Origin of the sequence: Serratia sp. 2880STDY5682894 (assembly GCF_001537385.1) — a bacterium.
Taxonomy (GTDB): Bacteria; Pseudomonadota; Gammaproteobacteria; order Enterobacterales; family Enterobacteriaceae; genus Serratia; species Serratia nevei.
The window spans coordinates 121,733-141,580 of the sequence record NZ_FCJA01000011.1 but is presented as its reverse complement, the minus strand read 5'-3'; the positions used below and the strand labels follow the sequence as shown (position 1 = coordinate 141,580).

Sequence of the window (19,848 nt, the reverse complement as noted above, 5' to 3'; positions counted from 1 at the left end):
CCCAGGGAAAGTCCCGAAGATAATGAATGATATCCTGGCAATGGCGGGGAGCTTCGTACTTCCTTCTCGACGGCAAAGGCATTACCCGCGGGCAGTAAAAAAGAAGCCGCAACGTTATACGTTGCGGCTTCCTCAAAAGCTTAACTGACAAGCATTACTGCATCGGCAGCGCTTTTTTTCGATTCGCTTCTGGCGATTAACGCTTCAGCGCTTCGCTCAGTTCTTCACGCATGGTGGCCAGCATGGCTTTCACTACGCGCGGGTTGCCTGCAACCACGTTGCCGGAGCTGAAGTGGTTGTGGCCACCGACGAAGTCGGTCACCAGGCCGCCAGCTTCACGCACCAGCAGTTCGCCCGCGGCGAAATCCCACGGCTTCAGGCCGATTTCGAAGAACCCGTCTACGCGGCCGGCGGCCACATAGGCCAGATCCAGCGCGGCGGAACCGGTGCGGCGGAAGTCTGCACACTGGGTGAACAGTTTGCCGACGATGTTGATGTAAGGCGTTGCGTGCTGCTTGACCTTGAACGGGAAGCCGGTCGCCAGGATGGTGCCATCCAGATCTTTGGCGTTGGTGCCGCGCAGGCGGTAACCGTTGAGCTGTGCGCCCTGGCCGCGAGTGGCGGTGAACAGTTCGTTGCGCATCGGATCGTAAACCACGGCCACTTCAGTACGGCCTTTGATGCGTACGGCGATGGAAACGGAGAAATGAGGGAAACGTTTGATGAAGTTTGCAGTGCCATCCAGTGGATCGATCACCCATTGCACATCGCGATCTTCGCCGATCAGCTCACCGCGTTCTTCGCTCACGATACTGTGTTGCGGATAAGACTTGCGGATGACGTCGATGATCAGATGCTCTGCATCGCGATCGACGTTGGTGACGAAGTCATTGGTCCCTTTCTGGCTCGCTTCTACAGCGTCCGGGGTTTCGTAGTTTTTGGCAATCAGGTTACCGGCCTTGCGCGCAGCGCGCACGGCGATAGTCAGCATCGGATGCATGGGTATCTTCCAACTAGGATGTTAAAGAACAGGAAACGGCGCGAAGTATAGCAGCTGTTCGGCAAATTGCCTATGGCTGTGTTAAGATGCTGCGATTTTCCGCCACGCTCAGAGTTTGTATGCTGCACAATATCCGCATTGTTCTGGTAGAGACTTCACATACCGGCAACATGGGCTCGACCGCCAGAGCCATGAAAACCATGGGTTTAACCAACCTTTATCTGGTTAATCCGCTGATCAAACCCGATTCTCAGGCCATCGCCCTGGCCGCCGGTGCCAGCGACGTGATCGGCAACGCCACTATCGTCGACACCCTCGATGACGCCATCGCCGGCTGTAGCCTGGTGGTGGGCACCAGCGCACGTTCTCGCACCTTGCCGTGGCCGATGCTGGAGCCGCGTGAATGCGGCGTGCGCGCGGTACACGAAGGCGAACACGCGCCGGTGGCGCTGGTGTTCGGCCGCGAACGTGTCGGGTTGACCAACGATGAACTGCAGAAGTGCCACTATCACGTCGCCATTCCGGCCAACCCGGACTACAGCTCGCTGAACCTGGCGATGGCGGTGCAGATCCTGGCGTACGAAGTGCGCGTGGCTTACCTCGATCGCCAACAGGCGGGCGCGCCGCAGCTGGAAGAGACGCCGTATCCGCTGGTGGACGACCTCGAGCGTTTCTATCAGCACCTGGAGCAGACGCTGCAGCGCACCGGCTTTATTCGCCCGTCCCATCCGGGGCAGGTGATGAGCCGCCTGCGTCGGCTGTTCACCCGCGCGCGCCCGGAAGGGCAGGAGCTGAATATCCTGCGCGGCATGCTGACGTCGATCGAGAAACAGGATAAACATCAAGGTAATTAATTGATGTGGCATAACGGTGGGCGACAATAGTATTAGTTATCCAAAGGTTATAACATGTATTTTATATACCTTTGTTCTTGCTAAGTTCAAAACGTGCTAATACTTGAGTCAATTACTAGGTTAAATAGTTGACTGTTTTACTCAGGAATGTCAGACTTTCGGCCATATTTGACCAACAGGTAACCATTGAGCTATGAGACTGACATCCAAAGGCCGTTATGCCGTAACCGCTATGCTTGACGTAGCGCTGCATTCCCAGGAAGGGCCGGTACCACTGGCGGACATTTCCGAACGCCAGGGTATTTCGCTCTCTTATCTGGAACAATTATTCTCCCGTCTGCGCAAGAACGGCCTGGTGGCCAGCGTGCGTGGTCCGGGCGGTGGTTATCTGCTGGGTAAAGACGCGGGTGAGATCGCCGTTGGCGCTGTCATCACTGCCGTCGATGAATCGGTAGATGCAACCCGTTGCCAGGGCAAAGAAGGCTGTCAGGGCGGCGATCGCTGCTTGACCCACGCCCTGTGGCGCGATCTGAGCGAGCGCATCAGCGGGTTCCTGAACAACATTACGCTGGCAGAACTGGTCAATAACCAGGAAGTGCTGGTGGTGGCGGATCGTCAAAACAACGATACGCGCCGCACGGCCAACGGTCGTCCGCAAGAAACTATCAACGTTAATCTGCGCGCATAAGCAGCTGGCGAAATTATTTTAGTTTTTGGAAGTGATGTACGGAGCACAAGAGCAATGAAATTACCGATTTATCTGGATTACTCAGCAACGACGCCGGTTGACCCGCGCGTTGCTGAGAAGATGATGCAGTTTTTGACCCTGGACGGCACTTTTGGCAACCCGGCTTCCCGTTCCCACCGTTTCGGTTGGCAGGCGGAAGAGGCGGTAGACATCGCCCGTAACCAAATCGCCGAACTGGTGGGCGCCGACCCACGCGAAATCGTCTTCACCTCCGGGGCGACCGAATCCGACAACCTGGCGATCAAAGGCGCTGCCAATTTCTACCAGAAAAAAGGCAAGCACATCATCACCAGCAAAACCGAACACAAAGCCGTGCTGGACACCTGCCGTCAGCTGGAGCGCGAAGGGTTTGAAGTGACCTACCTGGCGCCGCAGAGCAACGGCATCATCAGCCTGCAGGATCTCGAAGCGGCGATGCGCGATGACACCATTCTGGTCTCCATCATGCACGTCAACAACGAAATCGGCGTGGTGCAGGATATCGAAGCGATCGGCGAAATGTGCCGCGCGCGCGGTATCATCTACCACGTTGACGCCACCCAGAGCGTGGGCAAACTGCCTATCGATCTGAGCAAGCTGAAAGTCGACCTGATGTCGTTCTCCGGCCACAAAATCTATGGCCCGAAAGGCATCGGCGCGCTGTATGTGCGCCGCAAGCCGCGCATCCGCATCGAAGCGCAGGTACACGGCGGCGGTCACGAGCGCGGCATGCGTTCCGGCACCCTGCCTGTCCACCAGATCGTCGGCATGGGCGAAGCTTACCGCATCGCCAAAGAAGAGATGACCGAAGAGATGGCGCGTCTGCGCACCCTGCGCGATCGTCTGTGGAACGGCGTGAAAGATATGGAAGAAGTGTATCTGAACGGCGATCTGGAGCACGGCGCACCGAACATCCTGAACGTCAGCTTCAACTACGTTGAAGGCGAGTCGCTGATCATGGCGCTGAAAGACCTGGCCGTTTCCTCCGGTTCAGCCTGTACCTCCGCCAGCCTCGAGCCGTCCTACGTGCTGCGCGCGCTGGGCATGAGCGATGAATTGGCGCACAGCTCGATCCGTTTCTCCCTGGGGCGTTTCACCACGGAAGAAGAGATCGACTACACCATTCAACTGGTGCGTAAATCCATCGGCCGTCTGCGCGATCTGTCCCCACTGTGGGAGATGTTCAAGCAGGGTGTGGACATCAACAGCATCGAATGGGCGCATCATTAATTCTCAGGTTTCAGGAGCAAGGTCATGGCTTACAGCGAAAAAGTAATCGATCATTATGAAAACCCGCGCAACGTGGGTTCTTTCGACAACGAAGATCCTACCGTCGGCAGCGGCATGGTAGGGGCGCCGGCCTGCGGCGACGTGATGAAGCTGCAGATCAAGGTTAACGATGAAGGCATCATCGAAGACGCGCGCTTTAAAACTTACGGCTGCGGTTCCGCCATCGCCTCCAGCTCGCTGGTGACCGAATGGATGAAAGGCAAGTCGCTCGATCAGGCTGAAGCGATCAAAAACACCCAGATCGCCGAAGAGCTGGAATTGCCGCCGGTCAAAATTCACTGCTCGATCCTGGCTGAAGACGCCATCAAAGCAGCGATTGCCGACTATAAGAGCAAGCACAGCGCCAAGTAATTTGTCTGAGTCGGCCCGGCTGCGCCGGGCTTTGATGTGAAGTGTGAGGTTGTGATGTCTATTACCATGAGCGACAGCGCTGCGCAGCGTGTTCAGGCGTTTTTGACGAACCGCGGCAAAGGTCTCGGCCTGCGTCTGGGAGTGCGAACTTCCGGCTGCTCCGGGATGGCGTACGTGCTGGAATTTGTTGACGAAGCCAACGATGACGACATCGTGTTTGAAGACAAAGGCATCAAGGTGATCATCGACGGCAAGAGCCTGGTCTACCTTGACGGCACCGAGCTTGATTTCGTTAAGGAAGGCCTGAACGAAGGCTTCAAGTTCAACAACCCGAACGTCTCAAGCGAATGCGGCTGCGGCGAGAGTTTCAACGTCTGACAGTCCATCGTGCTCCCCCGTTTCGGCGGGGGAACTTCATCCGCTAACGCCCAGAGCACGCTATGGATTACTTTACTTTATTCGGGCTGCCAGTTCGCTACACCGTGGACGGCAGCCTGCTTGCGTCCCGCTTCCAGGATCTGCAGCGCCAATTCCACCCCGATCGTTTCGCCAACCAGCCGGAGCGCGAACGCCTGATGGCGTTGCAGCAGGCGGCGACCATCAACGAAGCCTACCAGGCGCTGAAGCACCCGTTAAAACGCGCGGAGTATATGCTATCTTTGCACGGCTTCGATCTGGGCAACGAACAGCATACGATGCGCGACACCGCGTTCCTGATGGAACAGCTGGAACTGCGCGAAGAGCTCGACGCCATTGAGCGCAAGCCGGAGGCGGAAAGCCTGCTGGCCGATTTCGGCGCGCGGCTGGCCGTCTCCATCAAGCAGCGCAGCGCGCTGATGCTGCAGCAGTTGGACAGTGAACAGTGGGCGGATGCCGCCGACACCGTGCGCAAGCTGCGCTTTTTGGACAAACTCCAGCAACAGGTTGAACAACTCGAAGAAAAACTGCTGGGTTTTGAGTAACACCTTCTGATTCTGATTGTGGAAGCTTCAACATGGCCTTATTACAAATTAGTGAGCCTGGCCTCAGCGCCGCGCCGCACCAGCGACGCCTGGCCGCCGGCATCGACTTAGGCACCACCAACTCGCTGGTCGCCACGGTGCGCAGCGGGCAAGCGGAAACGCTGGCCGACGAACAGGGCCGCCATTTGCTGCCTTCGGTGGTGCATTATCAGGCGGACGCGCAGCGCGTCGGCTGGGAGGCGCGCCAACAGGCGGCGCAGGATCCGGCCAATACCGTCAGCTCCATCAAACGCATGATGGGCCGCTCGTTGGCGGACGTGCAGCAACGTTACCCGAACCTGCCTTATCAATTCCAGGCCAGCGACAACGGCCTGCCGCTGATCGTCACCGCCGCCGGCCCGGTTAACCCGGTCGGCGTCTCCGCCGATATCCTGCGGGCCCTGTCCGCGCGCGCGCAAGCGGCGCTGGAAGGCGAGCTGGATGGCGTGGTGATCACCGTTCCTGCCTACTTCGACGACGCGCAGCGCCAGGGCACCAAAGACGCGGCGCGTCTGGCCGGCCTGCACGTCCTGCGCCTGCTGAATGAACCGACCGCGGCGGCGATCGCCTACGGGCTGGATTCCGGCCAGGAAGGGGTGATCGCGGTTTACGATCTGGGCGGCGGCACCTTTGATATCTCCATTCTGCGCCTCAGCCGCGGCGTGTTCGAAGTGCTGGCCACCGGCGGCGATTCCGCGCTGGGCGGCGACGACTTCGATCACCTGCTGGCCGACTGGCTGCGCGAGCAGGCCGGCGTGGCCGATCGCAGCGACCACGGCGTGCAGCGCCAGCTGCTGGATGCCGCTATCGCCGCCAAAATCGCCTTGAGCGATGCCGACAGCGTGCGCGTTGAGGTAGCCGGCTGGCAGGGCGAGGTGACCCGCGCCCAGTTCGAAGCATTGATCGCTCCGCTGGTGAAACGTACGTTGATGGCTTGCCGCCGCGCGCTGAAAGACGCCGGCGTCGCCGCCGACGAGGTGCTGGAAGCGGTGATGGTCGGCGGTTCCACCCGCGTGCCGCTGGTGCGTGAGCAGGTGGGGGCCTTCTTCGGCCGCACGCCGCTGACGTCGATCGATCCGGATAAAGTGGTCGCCATCGGCGCCGCGATCCAGGCCGACATCCTGGTGGGCAACAAGCCGGACAGCGACATGCTGCTGCTGGACGTGATCCCGCTGTCGCTGGGCCTCGAAACCATGGGCGGCCTGGTGGAGAAAGTGATCCCGCGCAACACCACCATTCCGGTGGCGCGCGCGCAGGAGTTCACCACCTTCAAAGACGGCCAGAGCGCGATGATGATTCACGTGCTGCAGGGCGAGCGCGAGCTGGTGCAGGATTGCCGTTCGCTGGCGCGCTTCACGCTGCGCGGCCTGCCGCCGCTGCCTGCCGGGGGGGCGCACATTCGCGTTACCTTCCAGGTGGATGCCGACGGTCTGCTGAGCGTCACCGCAATGGAGAAATCCACCGGCGTTGAAGCGTCGATCCAGGTCAAGCCGTCGTACGGCCTGTCGGACAGCGAAATCGCCGGCATGATCAAGGATTCGATGGCCAACGCGCAAAGCGACGTGGGCGCGCGCAAGCTGGCGGAGCAACGCGTGGAAGCCGCGCGGGTGCTGGAAAGCCTGCAGGGCGCGCTGGCCACCGACGCCGCGCTGCTGAGCGAGACGGAAAGCCAGGCGATCGCCGCCGCGACCCAGGCGTTGCAGCAGGCGGTGCAGGGGGAAGATCCCGCCGCTATCGAAGACGCCATCAAAACATTAGATGCACAAACGCAAGATTTTGCCGCGCGCCGCATGGACGCTTCCATTCGCCGCGCGCTGGCTGGCCATTCTGTGGATGAGGTTTAACCATGCCTAAAATTGTTTTCCTGCCCCATCAAGATCTTTGCCCGGAAGGGGCGGTTCTGGAAGCCGAAAAAGGGGAGTCGATCCTCAACGTTGCGCTGCGCAACGGCATTGAAATCGAGCACGCCTGCGAGAAATCCTGCGCCTGCACCACCTGCCACTGCATCGTACGTGAAGGCTTCGATTCGCTGGAAGAGAGCAGTGAGCTGGAAGACGACATGCTGGACAAAGCGTGGGGGCTGGAGCCGGAAAGCCGTCTGAGCTGCCAGGCGCTGGTCGCCGACGAAGATCTGGTGGTCGAAATGCCGCGCTACACCGTCAACCACGCGCGTGAGCATTAATTGTTAGCCGCAGCGCCAACCCGGAGATCATAATGGGACTGAAGTGGACCGACAGCCGAGAAATCGGCGAAGCCCTGTACGACCAATACCCGGACACCGATCCGAAAACCGTGCGTTTTACCGACATGCATCAGTGGATCTGCGATCTGGAAGAGTTCGACGACGATCCGCAGGCTTCCAACGAAAAAATACTGGAAGCGATCCTGCTGGTCTGGTTAGATGAAGCGGAGTAAATAGCGTAACGGGCTGCCATGGGCGGCCCGTTTATTTTGTATCCGACAAGATTAATAAAAGAATAATCCGGAGTAAGAAGGCTATGACAACAGAATTCATGCAGGTCACGCTGTCGCAACAACCTGCCGACGCCCGTTGGGGCGAAAAAGCGCTGCTCAGCACCAACGGCGAAGGGATGACCATCCACCTGACCGGCGCCGACAAGCTGGGCGCGATCCAGCGCGCGGGCCGCAAAATTGACGGTCAGGGCATCAAAAACGTCAAGCTGGCCGGCGACGGTTGGGACTTGGAAAACAGCTGGGCGTTTTGGCAGGGTTACCGCGGGCCGAAAGGGCAGCGCAACGTCGAATGGGCCGAGCTGCCGGAAGCCGCGCGTCAGGAGCTGGATAAGCGCCTGAAGATCGTTGACTGGGTGCGCGACACCATCAACATGCCGGCGGAAGAGCTGGGGCCAGAGCAACTGGCGACCCGCGCCGTCGATCTGATGTGCGACGTCGGCTGTGATGCCGTCAGCTACCGCATCACCAAGGGTGAAGATCTGCGCGAGCAGAACTATGCCGGCATCCACACCGTCGGCCGCGGCTCCGAGCGCCCACCGGTACTGCTGGCGCTCGACTTCAACCCGACCGGTAACCCGGACGCGCCGGTGTTTGCCTGCCTGGTCGGCAAGGGCATCACCTTCGATACCGGCGGTTATAGCCTGAAGCAGAGCGCCTTTATGGACTCGATGAAGGCTGATATGGGCGGCGCGGCCACCATCACCGGCGCCCTGGCGCTGGCGGCGGCGCGCGGCCTGAAGCAGCGCGTGAAGCTGTACCTGTGCTGCGCCGACAACATGGTCAGCGGCAACGCCTTCAAACTGGGCGACATCATTCGCTACCGCAACGGCAAAACCGTTGAGGTGATGAACACCGATGCGGAAGGGCGCCTGGTGTTGGCCGACGGCCTGATCGACGCTTCTGAGCAGAACCCGCAGCTGATTATCGACTGCGCCACCCTGACCGGCGCGGCCAAAACTGCGGTCGGCAACGATTACCATGCGCTGTTCAGCTTCGACGACGCGCTGGCGCAGGAGCTGCTGAGCAGCGCCGCCGCCGAGCAAGAGCCGTTCTGGCGTCTGCCGCTGGCCGAGTTCCACCGCAGCCAGCTGCCGTCCAACTTCGCCGAGCTGAACAACGTGGCCGGCCCGGCCTACACCGCCGGCGCCAGCACCGCGGCGGCCTTCCTGTCGCACTTCGTCAAGAATTACCAGCAAGGCTGGCTGCACATCGACTGTTCCGCCACCTACCGCAAAGGCGCGGTGGAGCAGTGGTCGGCCGGCGCGACCGGTTTGGGCGTGCGTACCCTGGCCAATCTGCTGCTGAGCAAAGCCAAATAATTGAACGCCCGCCGCGTCGGGCGCTAGAATGCGCATTATCTTCGGGGCCCAGCATGCTGGGCCTCGTTATTTGATCCCTGGAGTTTGCCATGAGTGCCCATCATCACGATGCCGCCCCGAGCGAGAACGAACTTGAACGCCTGCTGAAGCTGGCGGTGACGGAGCCGGCCCACCGCCCGGCGTTCTTCCGTGAATTGCTCGACGCCACGGTGCTGATCCTCGGCGACAGCGAGCAGGTGCAGCAGGGCGGCGACATCGCGCTGAACGCGGATACGCCGGTCAATATCCAGCATTGGGAGAAGCAGGACGGCGGCAGCATCATTCCGTTCTTCACCTCGCTGGAAGCGCTGCAGAAGGCCGTTGAGGACGAACAGCCATTTATCGCCATGCCGGCGCGGGTGCTGTTCGAAATCACCCAGGGTGCGGATCTGTTCCTCAACCCGAAGGCGGAGTACGGCAAGGAGTTCTATCCGGAAGAGGTGGCGATGCTGCTGGCGACCGGCGGCGTCGTCAAACCGGTTGAGCATTACGTCGACAAAGAGACCCAAATCCTGCTGGGGCAGCCCGAAGAGTATCCGTCGGCGATGGTGGACGCGTTGACCACGCTGTTCAGCCAGCGCAAGCCGGTGCGCCGCGCGTTTCTGGCGCTGATGCACGACCAGGCGGCGGACGAGAAGCCGAATTTGCTGATCGGGCTGGAAGTGGACGCCGAGCCGGCGGAGATCGAGGCGTTGATCAACGAGGCCGGCAACGTCGCCAGCGAAACGGCGCCGAACGACGAACCGGTGGATTTCTGCCTGGTGTCGGAGAAAGAGCGCGGTATCAGCCACTATCTGATCTCCCATACGCAGCCGTTTTATCAGCGCCGCTGGGGCAGCTGGCTGCGCAATTTGATCCCGTCTACCGACAAGACCCAGTAGCGCCGCCACGTTGTCGAAAATGGCCCATGAAGATCATATTTTTTTAATGAAATGTTGATTTTCCCGTAGGCAAGCGTTAACGGCGCACATATAATCTGCGCCACTTGAGAAGGCCGGCAACATTGCAGACCGGCCTGTTTTGGAAGTCATACAGAGGCCATCATGACCGTAGAACGTACCTTTTCCATCGTTAAACCAAACGCTGTAGCCAACAACGACATCGGCGCTATCTATGCGCGTTTCGAGCGCGCCGGTTTCAAAATCATCGCCGCTAAAATGCTGCGTCTGACTCGCGAGCAAGCTGAAGGCTTCTACGCTGAGCACAAAGGCCGCCCATTCTTCGACGGTCTGGTTGAGTTCATGACCTCCGGCCCAATCATGGTGCAGGTTCTGGAATCTGAAAACGCCGTGCAGCGCAACCGCGACATCATGGGCGCAACCAACCCGGACAACGCGCTGGCCGGTACCCTGCGTGCCGACTACGCGGACAGCTTCACCGCTAACGCCGTGCACGGTTCCGACTCCGTTGAATCCGCACAGCGCGAAATCGCTTACTTCTTCAACGAAAGCGAAATCTGCGCACGTTAATCGTGTCGTTTCTTGGCTGATAACCAGGCATTCACCGGCTGAAACAATAAAAATGCCCTGAATGCCTTTCAGCCGTAGCCACCCGCTACTAAAATTTGTACAATGCCGCGCCCCTGATAAGACGACTTGTCAGGGGCGTGTTTTTAGTGCCGCCACCCGAATCATGCGGGCTGAAATGCACAACTTACTGTCCATTCTTTAGCGCCATAACGTGTAATAACGAGGCCAGAGATCATTATGTTAGAACCCATCACGTCCGAGCACACCGTGTCTGAAAATAATTCGCTGACTACCCCCTCCGTTAACGTGGAGCAACCGGCTGCGGCCAAAATCAACCTGCTGGACCTGAACCGCCAGCAAATGCGCGAGTTCTTCGCCGAAATGGGCGAGAAACCGTTCCGCGCCGATCAGGTGATGAAGTGGATTTACCACTACTGCTGCGACGATTTCGAGCAGATGACCGATATCAACAAAGTCCTGCGTGGCAAGCTGCAGCGCGTGGCGGAGATCCGCGCGCCGGAAGTGGCGGAAGAACAGCGTTCGGCCGACGGCACCATCAAGTGGGCGATTAAAGTCGGCGATCAGCAGGTCGAAACCGTGTACATCCCGGAAGCCGACCGCGCGACGCTGTGCGTCTCCTCGCAGGTAGGCTGCGCGCTGGAGTGTAAATTCTGTTCGACGGCGCAGCAGGGCTTCAACCGCAACCTGCGCGTGTCGGAAATCATCGGCCAGGTGTGGCGCGCGGCGAAGATCATCGGCGCGCTGAAGGTGACCGGCCAACGCCCGATCACCAACGTGGTGATGATGGGCATGGGCGAGCCGCTGCTCAACCTGAACAACGTGGTGCCGGCGATGGAAATCATGCTGGACGACTTCGGCTTTGGCCTGTCCAAACGCCGCGTGACCCTGTCTACCTCCGGCGTGGTGCCGGCGCTGGACAAGCTGGGCGACATGATCGACGTGGCGCTGGCGATCTCGCTGCATGCGCCGAACGACACCATCCGCGATGAGATCGTGCCGATCAACCGCAAGTACAACATCGAGACCTTCCTGTCCGCGGTGCGTCGCTATCTGGAAAAATCCAACGCCAATCAGGGCCGCGTGACCGTCGAGTACGTGATGCTGGATCATATCAACGACAGCACCGACGATGCGCATCAGCTGGCGGAAGTGCTGAAAGACACGCCGTGCAAGATCAACCTGATCCCGTGGAACCCGTTCCCGGGCGCCCCCTACGGCCGCAGCTCCAACAGCCGGGTGGATCGTTTCTCCAAGGTGTTGATGGAATACGGCTTTACGACTATTGTTCGTAAAACCCGTGGTGACGATATCGACGCCGCCTGCGGGCAACTGGCGGGTGAAGTGATCGACCGTACCAAGCGTACCCTGAAGAAGAAAATGGCCGGGGAACCTATCAACGTACGGGCGGTCTGAATCCTATAGCACCATTTTTTGTTATCTAACAGCCTGTTATGCGCAAGCGTGTCGCTGGCGGGCGTTAGCTGACGGCCGATAAGGAAATGAATGCGGGCATGAAGCTGAAACTGTGGGGTGTGTGGCTGGCGGCCGGGTTGTTGGCCGGGTGTTCCGGTTCAGCGCCGGAAAAGGATGCACAAGTCTCTGAGGCGGGCCAGACGCGGTTGCAGCTGGGCCTGGAGTACCTGCAGCAAGGCGACATGGACGCCGCGCGCCAGAACCTGGAAAAGGCGCTGGACGCGGCCCCACAGGATTACCGCACGCAGTTGGGCATGGCGCTCTATGAGCAGCGGATCGGTGAAAATGCCGCGGCCGAACAGCGTTATCGGCAAGCGCTCAAACTTGCGCCAGGCAATGGCACCGTATTGAATAATTACGGTGCGTTTCTTTGCGGTTTAGGGCAGTATGTACCGGCGCAACAGCAGTTTAGCGCTGCGGCGCTGGCGCCCGATTATGGCCAGGTCGCCGACAGCCTGGAAAACGCAGGTTACTGTTTTCTCAAGGCCGGACAAAACGATGAGGCGCGCACGCTGTTGAGCCGCGCGCTGAAGGTCGATCCGGACAAAGGCACTCCGCTGTTGGCGGAGGCCGAAAAGCAATTTGGAGAAGGGAAGCGCGCCCAGTCGCAACTTTTATTGGATGTTTATCAGCATGTTCTGCCGGCCAGCGCCAGCAGCTTATGGTTACAGATTCGTTTCGCCGCGTTAGCCGGCCGTCAGGATAGCGTTCAACGCTATGGCAAGCAGCTAGCGCGAAGTTTTCCACAATCCAAACAGTACCAGCAGTTCTTAGCTAATGAATACTGAAGCCTCCCAAGATAAAACCGTATCCATGACGACGGGCCAGCGCCTGCGTCAGGCCCGTGAGCAACTCGGGCTGAGCCAACAGACCGTTGCAGAACGCCTGTGTCTCAAAATGTCCACCGTGCGCGATATCGAGGAAGACAGCGTGTCTGCTGACCTCGCGTCCACCTTCGTGCGCGGCTACATCCGTTCCTACGCCAAGCTGGTGCATTTGCCGGAAGACGAACTGCTGCCGATGCTGGCCAAGCAGGCGCCGTTGAAGATGGCGAAAGTGGCGCCGATGCAAAGCTTCTCGCTGGGCAAGCGCCGCAAGAAACGCGACGGCTGGCTGATGAGCTTCACCTGGCTTATCGTGTTCGTGGTGATCGGCCTGACCGGCGCCTGGTGGTGGCAAAACCACAAGGCCCAGCAGGAAGAGATCGCCACCATGGCCGATCAGTCCTCCGCGCAGCTTTCACAGAATAACGAAGGGCAGTCCGTGCCGCTGACCGACGGCAACGCCGACGCTGGCACCAACGTGCCGTTGACCGACAACAGCGCTGCGCCGGCCGATGCCGGCGCAGCGGCTCAGGCACCGGCGGCTACCGCTCAGGTGCCGGGCACGGCTCAGCAGCAGCCTGCCGTGGTGTCGCCAAGCCAGACTACCCTGCCGGAAACCACCCCGGCGGCACAAGCGCCGCTGCCGACCGCCGATGCGGGCGTGGCTGCGCCGGCAGCCGATCCGAACGCGCTGGTAATGGACTTCTCCGCTGACTGCTGGCTGCAGGTGAGCGACGCGAGCGGTAAAACGCTGTTCAGCGGCACCCAGAAGAAGGGCGGCAAGCTGAACCTGGCCGGCACCGCGCCGTATAAGCTGACCATCGGCGCGCCGGCGGCAGTACAGATCCAGTATCAGGGTAAACCGGTTGATTTAAGCCGGTTCGTTAAGTCAAACCGTGTTGCTCGCCTGACCGTCGCCGCGCAGTAATCGCGCGGCCCCGGTCGTGATGTCAGAGCAGCAATGGAGAGTAAGTAATGCATAACCAAGCGCCCATCAACCGTCGAAAATCTACACGCATTTACGTCGGCAAGGTGCCTATTGGTGATGGCGCGCCGATTGCCGTGCAGTCGATGACCAACACCCGTACCACCGATGTTGAAGCAACGGTTAATCAGATCAAAGCGCTGGAGCGCGTGGGCGTCGACATCGTCCGCGTTTCGGTTCCTACCATGGACGCCGCCGAGGCGTTCAAGCTGATCAAGCAGCAGGTCAACGTGCCGCTGGTCGCCGATATCCATTTCGATTATCGCATCGCGCTGCAGGTTGCCGAATACGGCGTAGACTGCCTGCGTATCAACCCGGGCAACATCGGTAACGAATCGCGCATTCGCTCGGTGGTGGACTGCGCCCGCGACAAGAACATCCCGATTCGCATCGGCGTCAACGGCGGCTCGCTGGAGAAAGACCTGCAGGAAAAGTACGGCGAACCGACGCCGGAAGCGCTGCTGGAATCTGCCATGCGCCACGTGGACATCCTCGATCGCCTCAACTTCGACCAGTTTAAAGTCAGCGTCAAAGCGTCGGACGTGTTCCTGGCGGTGCAGTCTTACCGTCTGCTGGCGTCGCGCATCGATCAGCCGCTGCATTTGGGCATCACCGAAGCCGGCGGCGCACGCAGCGGGTCGGTCAAATCGGCCATCGGCCTGGGCATGCTGCTGTCTGAAGGCATCGGCGACACCCTGCGCATCTCGCTGGCGGCGGACCCGGTTGAAGAGGTGAAGGTCGGTTTCGATATCCTGAAGTCGCTGCGCATCCGCGCGCGCGGCATCAACTTCATCGCCTGCCCGACCTGTTCGCGTCAGGAGTTCGACGTGATCGGCACGGTGAACGCGCTGGAGCAGCGCCTGGAAGACATCATCACGCCGATGGACGTTTCGATCATCGGCTGCGTGGTGAACGGCCCGGGGGAAGCACTGGTGTCCACCATGGGCGTGACCGGCGGCCATAAGAAGAGCGGCTTCTATGAAGACGGCGTGCGCCAGAAAGAGCGTTTCGACAACGAACAGATGATCGACCAGCTGGAAGCGAAAATTCGCGCCAAGGCCGCGATGATGGACGAAAGCAACCGCATCACGGTCAACCTGCTGGAAAAATAAGCGTTATCGCTACACGGCGGGCCTGTTGGCCCGCTTGTTTATGAACCTGAAGGGCAGAAAACCGCATCCGCGTTGAATACCGGGCGGCAAAGTCCCTATAATCGGGTTCATTTTTACAGACAACGGACAGAGAACTCACGTGGCAAAGAACATTCAAGCCATTCGCGGCATGAACGACTACCTGCCGGAAGAAACGGCATTATGGCAGCGTATTGAAGGCACCCTCAAGCAGGTGCTGGGCAGCTACGGTTACAGCGAAATCCGGTTGCCGATTGTAGAGCAGACCCCGTTATTCAAACGCGCGATCGGCGAAGTGACCGACGTCGTGGAAAAAGAGATGTATACCTTCGAAGACCGCAACGGCGAAAGCCTGACGCTGCGTCCGGAAGGGACGGCTGGCTGCGTGCGCGCCGGCATCGAACATGGTCTGCTGTACAATCAGGAACAGCGTCTGTGGTACATCGGCCCGATGTTCCGCTACGAGCGCCCGCAGAAGGGCCGCTACCGTCAGTTCCATCAGCTGGGCGCGGAAGTGTTCGGCCTGCAAGGCCCGGACATCGACGCCGAGCTGATCCTGCTGACGGCCCGCTGGTGGAAAGCGCTGGGCATCGCCGAGCACGTCAAGCTGGAGCTGAACTCCATCGGTTCGCTGGAGGCGCGCGCCAACTACCGCGACGCGCTGGTGGCGTTCCTGGAGCAGCACGTCGAGGTGCTGGACGAAGACTGCAAACGCCGCATGTACAGCAACCCGCTGCGCGTGCTGGATTCCAAAAATCCTGAGGTGCAGGCGCTGTTGAACGACGCGCCGCGCCTGTCCGAGTACCTGGACGAAGAATCCCGTGCTCACTTCGCCGGTCTGTGTGAACTTTTGGCGCAGGCAGGTATCCCATATACCGTTAACGAGCGCCTGGTGCGCGGTCTGGATTACTACAACCGCACCGTGTTTGAGTGGGTGACCACCAGCCTGGGCGCGCAGGGCACCGTCTGCGCGGGCGGCCGTTACGACGGCCTGGTCGAGCAATTGGGCGGCCGCGCCACCCCGGCGGTCGGTTTCGCCATGGGCCTCGAGCGCCTGGTGTTGCTGGTGCAGGCGGTTAACCCGGAATTCAAGGCGCCGTCGGCTATCGACGTGTACGTCATCTCTTCCGGCGCGGGCACCCAGAGCGCGGCGATGCAGCTGGCTGAACAGGTGCGCGACGCGGCGCCGCAGCTGAAGCTGATGACCAATTACGGCGGCGGCAACTTCAAGAAGCAGATCACCCGTGCGGACAAGTGGGGCGCGCGCATCGCGCTGATCCTGGGTGAGAGCGAAGTGGCGGCGCAGCAGGTGGTGGTGAAAGACCTGCGCAGTGGTGAACAAGAAACGCTGGCGCAAGGCGAAGTCGCTGCGCGTCTGGCTTTGATGTTAGGTTAAGGAGAAGGACACCGTGGAAGTCTATACCACTGAAAACGAACAAGTCGACGCACTGCGTCGGTTCTTTGCCGAGAACGGCAAAGCGCTGGCGGTGGGCGTGGTGCTCGGAATTGGTGCCCTGGTTGGCTGGCGTTACTGGCAGAGCCATGAAAACTCCAACATGATGGCTGCGTCGCAATCCTATCAGGAAGCCAGCGATCGTCTGGCGGCCGGCAAGCCGGATGACGTGGCTGCCGCGGAGAAATTTGTCCAGGCTAACGGCAACAGCTACGGCGTATTGGCCGCGCTGCAGTTGGCCAAGCACTTTGTCGAACAGAATGATTTCGCCAAGGCGGAACAACAACTGGCGCTGGCGCAGGGCCAGACCAAAGACGACAACCTGTTGGCAATGATCGATCTGCGTCTGGCGCGCGTCCAGCTGCAGGAGAAAAAGCTGGATGAAGCGCTGAAAACGCTGGATGGCGTGAAAGGCGAAGGCTGGGCGGCGATGATGCAGGATGTGCGCGGCGATGTGCTGCTGGCCAAGGGCGACGTCAAGGGCGCGCGCGAAGCTTACAGCAAAGGCATTGAATCCAACGCTTCTCAGGCGCTGCAGGTTCTGCTGCGCATGAAATTGAATAACTTGTCCAGCTAAGGGGAATTCCCATGCAATTGCGTAAAACACTCTTGGTCGGACTGGTTTCCGCTGCCTTGCTGAGTGGTTGCTCGCTGTTTAACAGCGAAGAAGACGTGGTTACCATGTCGCCGTTGCCGAAAGTTGAAAATCAGTTTACGCCGAACAAGGCGTGGAGCACCTCGGTGGGCGACGGTATCGGTGAGTATTACTCCCACCTGCGTCCGGCCTATCAGGACAGTACCATTTACGCCGCCGATCGCTTCGGCATCGTGAAAGCGATGGACGCCGACAGCGGCAACGAGAAGTGGAAGGTCAATCTCTCCGAGAAGACCGGTTTCTTCTCCAGCAACCTGTCTGCGCTGCTGTCGGGCGGCCTGACGGTCGCGGGTGACAAGGTTTACGTCGGCAGCGAAAAAGCGGTGGTTTACGCATTGAACACCGCCGACGGCGCCATCGCCTGGCAGACCAAAGTGGCCGGCGAAGCGATCTCCCGTCCGGTTGTCAGCGACGGCATGGTGTTGGTGCACACCTCCAACGGCATGCTGCAGGCGCTGAACGAAGCCGACGGCGCGGTGAAATGGACGGTTAACCTGGACATGCCTTCGCTGTCGCTGCGCGGTGAATCCGCGCCGGCCGTCGCCTTTGGCGCCGCCATCGTCGGCGGTGACAACGGCCGCGTCAGCGCCGTGCTGATGCAGCAGGGTCAACTGATCTGGCAACAGCGTATTTCTCAGCCGAGCGGCGCGACCGAAATCGATCGCCTGAACGACGTGGACACCACGCCGGTGATCGTTGATGGCGTGGTCTACGCGCTGGGCTACAACGGCAACCTGACGGCGCTGGATCTGCGTTCCGGCCAGATTATCTGGAAACGCGAGCTGGGTTCGGTGAACGATTTCATCGTCGACGCGGGCCGCATCTACCTGATCGACCAAAACGATCGCGTAGTCGCGCTCAGCACCGAAGGCGGCGTGACCGTGTGGACGCAGAGCGATCTGCTGCACCGCAACCTGACGCCGCCGGTGATGTATAATGGTTATCTGGTGACCGGTGACGCCGAAGGCTATCTGCACTGGATCAACACCACCGATGGCCGTTTTGTCGCCCAGCAGGAAGTGGACAGCTCCGGCTTCCTGTCTGCGCCGATGGTGGCCGGCGACAAGCTGGTCATCCAGGCTCGCGGCGGGAAAGTTTACGCTTTCACCCGCTAACGCCGCTCGTCGCAAGGCTTGAAAACGGCTCCTGAATGTTCAGGGGCCGTTTCGTATTTTTATAAGCTGTACCGCTGGTGTCTATCCACAGTGCAGTAACGCATTGATTATTAAGTAATGAGGCTTCAACAATGATACCTGTCGTCGCGCTGGTCGGGCGCCCGAATGTGGGTAAATCCACCTTGTTCAACCGTTTAACCCATACGCGCGATGCGCTGGTGGCGGATTTCCCGGGGCTGACGCGTGACCGCAAGTATGGTCGTGCTGAAATCGAAGGCAATGAATTCATCATCGTCGATACCGGCGGTATCGACGGCACCGAAGACGGCGTCGAAACGCGCATGGCCGGTCAGTCGCTGCTGGCGATCGAAGAGGCGGACATCGTGCTGTTCATGGTCGACGCCCGCGCCGGCCTGATGCCGGCGGATCAGGGCATCGCTCAGCACCTGCGCAGCCGCCAGAAGGCGACCTTCCTGGTGGCCAACAAGACCGACGGCCTGGATCCGGATACCGCCACCGCCGATTTCTACTCGCTCGGCCTGGGTGAAGTGTTCGCTATCGCCGCTTCCCACGGCCGTGGCGTGACCCAGCTGATCGAACACGTGCTGGTGCCGTTCGTGCCGGAAAAACCGGAAGACGTCGAGCTGACCGAGGAAGAGGCCAACGCCGCTTACTGGGCCGAGCAAAACGGCGAAACGCTGGAAGGCGAAGAAGACGAAGAGCCGGAAGAAGAGTTCAACCCGCAGGATCTGCCGATCAAACTGGCGATCGTCGGTCGTCCGAACGTTGGTAAGTCTACGCTCACTAACCGCATCCTCGGCGAGGAGCGCGTGGTGGTGTATGACATGCCGGGCACCACCCGCGACAGCATCTACATTCCGATGGTGCGCGACGAACGCGAATATGTGCTGATCGACACCGCCGGGGTGCGTAAACGCGGCAAGGTGACCGAAACCGTCGAGAAGTTCTCGGTGATCAAAACCCTGCAGGCGATTGAAGACGCCAACGTCGTGCTGCTGGTGATCGACGCGCGTGAAGGCATCTCCGATCAAGATCTCTCGCTGCTCGGCTTTATCCTCAATAGTGGGCGCTCACTGGTGATTGCGGTCAACAAGTGGGACGGCATGAGCGAAGAAGATCGCGAGCACGTGAAAGAGATGCTCGACCTGCGTCTGGGCTTCGTCGACTTCGCGCGCGTGCACTTCATTTCCGCGCTGCACGGCAGCGGCGTCGGCAACCTGTTCGAATCGGTGCAGGAAGCCTACGAGTGCGCAACCCGCCGCGTAAATACCTCGATGCTGACCAAAATCATGCAGATGGCGGTTGACGATCACCAGCCGCCGTTGGTGCGCGGCCGCCGCGTGAAGCTGAAATATGCCCACGCCGGCGGTTACAACCCGCCGATCGTGGTGATCCACGGCAACCAGGTCAGCGATCTGGCCGATTCGTACAAGCGCTACCTGATGAACTACTTCCGCCGCTCGCTGAACGTGATGGGGACGCCGATCCGTATTCAGTTCAAAGAGGGCGACAACCCGTTCGCCGGCAAACGCAACCTGCTGACGCCGACCCAGATGCGTAAGCGCAAGCGCCTGATGAGCCACCTGAAAAAGAGCAAGTAATCGCTCATGTGGGGCGCGGCAGTGATGCCGCGCCCCTTTTTTATT

The 19,848-nt window shown here is 60.0% G+C and carries 21 protein-coding genes; 20 read left to right on the top strand and 1 reads right to left on the bottom strand.

The window, feature by feature from the left end:
• Window positions 1–196 precede the first annotated feature (196 nt).
• A complete protein-coding gene (gene suhB / locus AWX27_RS21515) occupies window positions 197–1,000 on the bottom strand; it encodes an inositol-1-monophosphatase (RefSeq protein WP_004941400.1) in 804 nt (267 codons plus the stop codon).
• Between the two features lie 119 nt (window positions 1,001–1,119).
• Between suhB and trmJ the strand changes: the two genes are divergently transcribed.
• From trmJ to der, 20 genes are all read left to right on the top strand, one after another.
• Complete coding sequence (gene trmJ / locus AWX27_RS21510; RefSeq protein WP_025303916.1) at window positions 1,120–1,854, top strand: tRNA (cytosine(32)/uridine(32)-2'-O)-methyltransferase TrmJ; 735 nt, start codon at window positions 1,120–1,122, stop codon at window positions 1,852–1,854.
• A gap of 193 nt (window positions 1,855–2,047) precedes the next feature.
• Window positions 2,048–2,542, top strand: coding sequence for a Fe-S cluster assembly transcriptional regulator IscR (iscR, locus tag AWX27_RS21505; protein WP_004941404.1), 495 nt, complete (start codon window positions 2,048–2,050; stop codon window positions 2,540–2,542).
• 54 nt (window positions 2,543–2,596) lie between these two features.
• Window positions 2,597–3,811 carry a cysteine desulfurase gene (iscS, locus tag AWX27_RS21500; RefSeq protein WP_015378780.1) on the top strand — a complete coding sequence of 405 codons (1,215 nt, stop codon included), beginning with the start codon at window positions 2,597–2,599 and terminating at the stop codon, window positions 3,809–3,811.
• A 24-nt stretch (window positions 3,812–3,835) separates the two neighbouring features.
• Entirely contained in the window at window positions 3,836–4,222 is a 387-nt protein-coding gene (gene iscU, locus AWX27_RS21495; protein WP_004941408.1) for a Fe-S cluster assembly scaffold IscU, read from the top strand.
• A gap of 54 nt (window positions 4,223–4,276) precedes the next feature.
• Entirely contained in the window at window positions 4,277–4,600 is a 324-nt protein-coding gene (gene iscA / locus AWX27_RS21490) for an iron-sulfur cluster assembly protein IscA (protein ID WP_004941410.1), read from the top strand.
• A 62-nt stretch (window positions 4,601–4,662) separates the two neighbouring features.
• Window positions 4,663–5,184, top strand: a complete 522-nt coding sequence (gene hscB / locus AWX27_RS21485) for a co-chaperone HscB (protein WP_004941412.1) — start codon at window positions 4,663–4,665, stop codon at window positions 5,182–5,184.
• Between the two features lie 32 nt (window positions 5,185–5,216).
• Entirely contained in the window at window positions 5,217–7,067 is a 1,851-nt protein-coding gene (gene hscA, locus AWX27_RS21480; protein WP_060424938.1) for a Fe-S protein assembly chaperone HscA, read from the top strand.
• A 2-nt stretch (window positions 7,068–7,069) separates the two neighbouring features.
• On the top strand, window positions 7,070–7,405 hold the full coding sequence (gene fdx / locus AWX27_RS21475; RefSeq protein WP_004941417.1) for an ISC system 2Fe-2S type ferredoxin: 336 nt from the start codon (window positions 7,070–7,072) through the stop codon (window positions 7,403–7,405).
• 32 nt (window positions 7,406–7,437) lie between these two features.
• Window positions 7,438–7,638: a Fe-S cluster assembly protein IscX gene (iscX, locus tag AWX27_RS21470; protein ID WP_006327336.1), complete on the top strand. Its 201-nt coding sequence runs from the start codon at window positions 7,438–7,440 to the stop codon at window positions 7,636–7,638.
• An 83-nt stretch (window positions 7,639–7,721) separates the two neighbouring features.
• Complete coding sequence (gene pepB / locus AWX27_RS21465; protein WP_033635597.1) at window positions 7,722–9,017, top strand: aminopeptidase PepB; 1,296 nt, start codon at window positions 7,722–7,724, stop codon at window positions 9,015–9,017.
• Window positions 9,018–9,106: 89 nt separating this feature from the next.
• On the top strand, window positions 9,107–9,937 hold the full coding sequence (gene sseB / locus AWX27_RS21460; RefSeq protein WP_060424934.1) for an enhanced serine sensitivity protein SseB: 831 nt from the start codon (window positions 9,107–9,109) through the stop codon (window positions 9,935–9,937).
• A gap of 162 nt (window positions 9,938–10,099) precedes the next feature.
• Complete coding sequence (gene ndk, locus AWX27_RS21455; protein WP_004941424.1) at window positions 10,100–10,525, top strand: nucleoside-diphosphate kinase; 426 nt, start codon at window positions 10,100–10,102, stop codon at window positions 10,523–10,525.
• Window positions 10,526–10,762: 237 nt separating this feature from the next.
• Window positions 10,763–11,959, top strand: coding sequence for a dual-specificity RNA methyltransferase RlmN (locus AWX27_RS21450; protein ID WP_004941426.1), 1,197 nt, complete (start codon window positions 10,763–10,765; stop codon window positions 11,957–11,959).
• 98 nt (window positions 11,960–12,057) lie between these two features.
• Complete coding sequence (gene pilW / locus AWX27_RS21445; RefSeq protein ID WP_060424943.1) at window positions 12,058–12,807, top strand: type IV pilus biogenesis/stability protein PilW; 750 nt, start codon at window positions 12,058–12,060, stop codon at window positions 12,805–12,807.
• Window positions 12,797–13,771: a cytoskeleton protein RodZ gene (rodZ, locus tag AWX27_RS21440; protein WP_038874539.1), complete on the top strand. Its 975-nt coding sequence runs from the start codon at window positions 12,797–12,799 to the stop codon at window positions 13,769–13,771. Before pilW ends, rodZ begins: the two co-directional genes overlap by 11 nt.
• A 47-nt stretch (window positions 13,772–13,818) precedes the next feature.
• Window positions 13,819–14,940 (top strand): flavodoxin-dependent (E)-4-hydroxy-3-methylbut-2-enyl-diphosphate synthase, encoded by a 1,122-nt coding sequence (gene ispG / locus AWX27_RS21435; protein WP_016929756.1) that lies wholly within the window; start codon window positions 13,819–13,821, stop codon window positions 14,938–14,940.
• Between the two features lie 139 nt (window positions 14,941–15,079).
• Window positions 15,080–16,354, top strand: coding sequence for a histidine--tRNA ligase (gene hisS, locus AWX27_RS21430; RefSeq protein ID WP_060424931.1), 1,275 nt, complete (start codon window positions 15,080–15,082; stop codon window positions 16,352–16,354).
• Between the two features lie 13 nt (window positions 16,355–16,367).
• Complete coding sequence (locus AWX27_RS21425) at window positions 16,368–16,988, top strand: YfgM family protein (RefSeq protein ID WP_049194911.1); 621 nt, start codon at window positions 16,368–16,370, stop codon at window positions 16,986–16,988.
• 11 nt (window positions 16,989–16,999) lie between these two features.
• Window positions 17,000–18,181, top strand: coding sequence for an outer membrane protein assembly factor BamB (gene bamB, locus AWX27_RS21420; RefSeq protein WP_060424928.1), 1,182 nt, complete (start codon window positions 17,000–17,002; stop codon window positions 18,179–18,181).
• Window positions 18,182–18,312: 131 nt separating this feature from the next.
• Window positions 18,313–19,803, top strand: a complete 1,491-nt coding sequence (der, locus tag AWX27_RS21415) for a ribosome biogenesis GTPase Der (RefSeq protein ID WP_019452357.1) — start codon at window positions 18,313–18,315, stop codon at window positions 19,801–19,803.
• The last annotated feature ends 45 nt before the right edge of the window (window positions 19,804–19,848 follow it).

Bases quoted from the DNA above. Each gene is read 5' to 3' on its own strand.
- suhB (WP_004941400.1), bottom strand. From the start codon at position 1,000: ATGCATCCGATGCTGACTATCGCCGTGCGCGCTGCGCGCAAGGCCGGT.
- trmJ (WP_025303916.1), top strand. From the start codon at position 1,120: ATGCTGCACAATATCCGCATTGTTCTGGTAGAGACTTCACATACCGGC.
- iscR (WP_004941404.1), top strand. From the start codon at position 2,048: ATGAGACTGACATCCAAAGGCCGTTATGCCGTAACCGCTATGCTTGAC.
- iscS (WP_015378780.1), top strand. From the start codon at position 2,597: ATGAAATTACCGATTTATCTGGATTACTCAGCAACGACGCCGGTTGAC.
- iscU (WP_004941408.1), top strand. From the start codon at position 3,836: ATGGCTTACAGCGAAAAAGTAATCGATCATTATGAAAACCCGCGCAAC.
- iscA (WP_004941410.1), top strand. From the start codon at position 4,277: ATGTCTATTACCATGAGCGACAGCGCTGCGCAGCGTGTTCAGGCGTTT.
- hscB (WP_004941412.1), top strand. From the start codon at position 4,663: ATGGATTACTTTACTTTATTCGGGCTGCCAGTTCGCTACACCGTGGAC.
- hscA (WP_060424938.1), top strand. From the start codon at position 5,217: ATGGCCTTATTACAAATTAGTGAGCCTGGCCTCAGCGCCGCGCCGCAC.
- fdx (WP_004941417.1), top strand. From the start codon at position 7,070: ATGCCTAAAATTGTTTTCCTGCCCCATCAAGATCTTTGCCCGGAAGGG.
- iscX (WP_006327336.1), top strand. From the start codon at position 7,438: ATGGGACTGAAGTGGACCGACAGCCGAGAAATCGGCGAAGCCCTGTAC.
- pepB (WP_033635597.1), top strand. From the start codon at position 7,722: ATGACAACAGAATTCATGCAGGTCACGCTGTCGCAACAACCTGCCGAC.
- sseB (WP_060424934.1), top strand. From the start codon at position 9,107: ATGAGTGCCCATCATCACGATGCCGCCCCGAGCGAGAACGAACTTGAA.
- ndk (WP_004941424.1), top strand. From the start codon at position 10,100: ATGACCGTAGAACGTACCTTTTCCATCGTTAAACCAAACGCTGTAGCC.
- AWX27_RS21450 (WP_004941426.1), top strand. From the start codon at position 10,763: ATGTTAGAACCCATCACGTCCGAGCACACCGTGTCTGAAAATAATTCG.
- pilW (WP_060424943.1), top strand. From the start codon at position 12,058: ATGAAGCTGAAACTGTGGGGTGTGTGGCTGGCGGCCGGGTTGTTGGCC.
- rodZ (WP_038874539.1), top strand. From the start codon at position 12,797: ATGAATACTGAAGCCTCCCAAGATAAAACCGTATCCATGACGACGGGC.
- ispG (WP_016929756.1), top strand. From the start codon at position 13,819: ATGCATAACCAAGCGCCCATCAACCGTCGAAAATCTACACGCATTTAC.
- bamB (WP_060424928.1), top strand. From the start codon at position 17,000: ATGCAATTGCGTAAAACACTCTTGGTCGGACTGGTTTCCGCTGCCTTG.
- der (WP_019452357.1), top strand. From the start codon at position 18,313: ATGATACCTGTCGTCGCGCTGGTCGGGCGCCCGAATGTGGGTAAATCC.